4 protein-coding genes are annotated in these 2,800 nt (G+C 75.2%); 2 read left to right on the plus strand and 2 right to left on the minus strand.

The annotated features are described in order from the left end of the window. On the plus strand, positions 1 to 274 hold a 274-nt coding region (locus ABZW03_RS39465), incomplete at its 5' end, for a hypothetical protein (RefSeq protein WP_355269503.1). Then, positions 271 to 693 (plus strand): hypothetical protein, encoded by a 423-nt coding sequence (locus ABZW03_RS39470; protein WP_355269505.1) that lies wholly within the window; start codon positions 271 to 273, stop codon positions 691 to 693. The genes ABZW03_RS39465 and ABZW03_RS39470, both read left to right, overlap by 4 nt. 56 nt (positions 694 to 749) lie before the next feature. On the opposite strand, the gene ABZW03_RS39475 is transcribed toward ABZW03_RS39470, so the two are convergent. Both ABZW03_RS39475 and ABZW03_RS39480 read right to left on the minus strand, forming a co-directional pair. Further along, on the minus strand, positions 750 to 1,400 hold the full coding sequence (locus ABZW03_RS39475) for a response regulator transcription factor (protein WP_355269507.1): 651 nt from the start codon (positions 1,398 to 1,400) through the stop codon (positions 750 to 752). Further along, positions 1,385 to 2,605: a sensor domain-containing protein gene (locus tag ABZW03_RS39480; protein ID WP_355269509.1), complete on the minus strand. Its 1,221-nt coding sequence runs from the start codon at positions 2,603 to 2,605 to the stop codon at positions 1,385 to 1,387. Before ABZW03_RS39480 ends, ABZW03_RS39475 begins: the two co-directional genes overlap by 16 nt. Positions 2,606 to 2,800: the final 195 nt, after the last annotated feature.

Genomic DNA, 2,800 nt, shown 5'->3' on the forward strand with positions numbered 1-2,800 from the left:
AGGGAGAGCGCGGCGTGCTCGGGCGAGAAGAAGATGCCGAGCCAGCGGCAACTGCGGGATCAGCCTGTTCCCCGCGCTGCCCGAGCGGCTGCCCGACCTGGTCGAGCACCTGCGGGACGCCGCCAACACCGCCGTCTACGGCCCCGGCGCCTGGCACTTCCTGCCCCGCGGCACCTGGCTGCGGCACGCCGCCGAGGCGGGCCTGCGGCGGGCCGCCGAGCGCCGGATCGCCGGACTGGTCACCGCCTTCGCCTTCCGGAAGCCCGCGTCATGACCGAACTGATCACCCTGGAAACCCAGTTGCGCCTGGTCGGCGTCGCCCTCGTGACCGCCGGCCTGGTCCACGCGGTGCTGCCGCGCGCCATCGGCTGGCCCGCCGACCTGTCCGGCACCACCCTGCTGACCCGCCAGGTCTCCTACGCCCACCTCTTCTTCATCGGCCTCGCCTGCGTCCTGCTCGGCCTGCTCCCGCTCTGCCTGGCCCCCGAGCTGCTCGCCGGCGGCCGGCTCGGCACCGCCCTGCTGGCCGGCCAGACCCTCTTCTGGGGCCTGCGCTGGCTCTTCGAGTTCGCCTACTTCTCCCCCCGGCTGTGGCGCGGCGACCGCCTGCGCACCCTCGCCCACCTCGGCCTCTCCGTGCTGTGGACCTGGGTCACGGTGGTCTTCGCCGCCGCCCTCCGGCACGCGGTCTAGGCTCACCACGACCCCAGGGCCCGTCCGACGAACGGCCGCGCACCCGGCGGGAACGGTCAGTCGCGCCCCAGGTAGCGCAGCACCGCCAGGACCCGCCGGTGGCCGTCCACGTCCACCGGCAGGTCCAGCTTGGCGAAGATGTTGCCGATGTGCTTGTTCACCGCCGCGTCGCTGATGAAGAGCTCCGCCGCGAGCGTGGCGTTGGAGCGGCCCTGGGCCATCAGCGCCAGCACCTCGCGCTCGCGGGCGCTGAGCCGCTCCAGCGGGTCGTGCCGCAGCCGGACCAGCTGCTGGACCACCTCCGGGTCCACCACCGTGCCGCCGCCGGCCACCCGTTCCAGCGCGGCCATGAAGTCGGCCACCGCGCCCACCCGCTCCTTCAGCAGGTAGCCGACCGCCCGCCCGCCGTCGGAGTCCAACAGCCGCATCGCGTAGGACTGTTCGACGTACTGGCTGAGCACCACCACCGGCAGCCCCGGGCGCTCCCGGCGCAGCTCGACGGCCGTGCGCAGGCCGTCGTCGCGGTGGCCCGGGGGCATCCGGACGTCCGTGACCACGAGGTCCGGCCGCTCGGCGCGCACGGCGGCGGCCAGGGCGTCCGCGTCCCCGACGGCGGCGAGGACGCGGTGCCCGAAGCGCTGCAGCAGGCCGACCAGCCCCTCGCGGAGCAGGACGGCGTCCTCGGCGACGATCACCCGAAGTGGCACGGTATCTCCACGTGGAGCAGGGTCGGACCGCCGGCCGGGCTGGACACCCGCATCCGGCCGTCGACGGCGGTGAGACGGTCGGCGAGCCCGGTCAGCCCGCTGCCGAGCGCCGGGTCCGCGCCGCCGCGGCCGTCGTCGGCGATCTCCAGGACGAGCAGGTCCGCGTGGTAGCGGCCGGAGACCCGGGCCCGGGCGGCGCCGCTGTGGCGGGCGATGTTGGTCATCGCCTCGCTGATCAGGTAGTAGACGCCGGTCTCCAGCTGCCGGGGCAGCCGGCCGGGCAGGTCCAGGTCGACGGTGACCGGGATCGGGAACCGGCTGGCCTGCTCCCGGACGGCCGCGGCCAGCCCGTGGTCGGCCAGCACCGGCGGGTTGAGGCCGCGCACGATCCGGCGCAACTCCTCGTGCGCGGCGCCGAGTTGCTCCTGCGCCCGGGTCAGCTGCGGGCCCAGCGGCGAGCCCGGCGGAACGTCCAGGTGCATCAGTCCGAGGGTCATCCCCAGCGAGACCAGCCGCTGCTGCGCGCCGTCGTGCAGGTCCCGCTCGATCCGCTCCCGCTCGGCGTCGAAGGCGTCCACCAGTCGCGCCCGGGAGGCCTTCACCTCGCGCAGCTCCGCACCCAGCTCCGCGTCGCGCGGGGCGAGCAGGGTCCGGGCGAGGGCCGCGCGGGCGCCCGCCCAGGAGGTCACCGTGTACGGGGAGGCGAGCAGCACGAAGGCCCCGAACACCGTCCACGGCCAGGTGGACCCGTCGAGCGAGGAGAAGCAGAGCGCGGGCACCCCGAAGGAGAAGAACAGCACCAGCAGGTCCAGCCACCAGAGCGCGGCCGCCGAGACCAGGGTGAAGCCCAGCTCGCGCCAGGTCACCGGCTCGGTCAGCCGGGTGGCCGTCCAGGCGCGCAGCCCCGGGCCGTCCGGCGCCCGGTGCGGGTCCTCGGCCGGGTCCAGGTCCACCAGCCGCAGCCGGCGCCGCTCGACGGCCGCGACCGCCACCGCCGACAGCACCACCCCGACCAGCGGCGCCACCCCCACCAGCACCACCAGCAGCACGACCCCCGCCAGCAGCCCGGCGGCCAGCACGGCCAGCGCCGCCGCCCCCACCAGCACCCCGCTCGCCAGGTAGGCCAGCGAGCGCCACGGCCACGCGGACCTGAGGAAGCTCAACGGCCGTTGGGCCATCGCCTGCCATGCCGTTCTCGGACGCATGCGGAGAACGATAGTGCGGCGGTGCGACGGGCGGGGTAGTGCAGGCACTACCTTCCCGGTAGTGCCCGGATCAGTGCCCCCGACCTGCGGATTCGCTGGAATGCTCGGCATGACGAACCATCGGGAACCCACGGCGGACGGCGGCGCGGCCCTCGCGCCGAACGCCACCGCCGAACCGCGCGGCACCGCCGAACC

Source organism: Kitasatospora sp. NPDC004799 (assembly GCF_040609095.1).
Taxonomy (GTDB): domain Bacteria; phylum Actinomycetota; class Actinomycetes; order Streptomycetales; family Streptomycetaceae; genus Kitasatospora.

Coding starts and splice junctions, on each gene's coding strand:
- ABZW03_RS39480 (WP_355269509.1), bottom strand. CDS start 2,605: ATGCGTCCGAGAACGGCATGGCAGGCGATGGCCCAACGGCCGTTGAGC.
- ABZW03_RS39470 (WP_355269505.1), top strand. CDS start 271: ATGACCGAACTGATCACCCTGGAAACCCAGTTGCGCCTGGTCGGCGTC.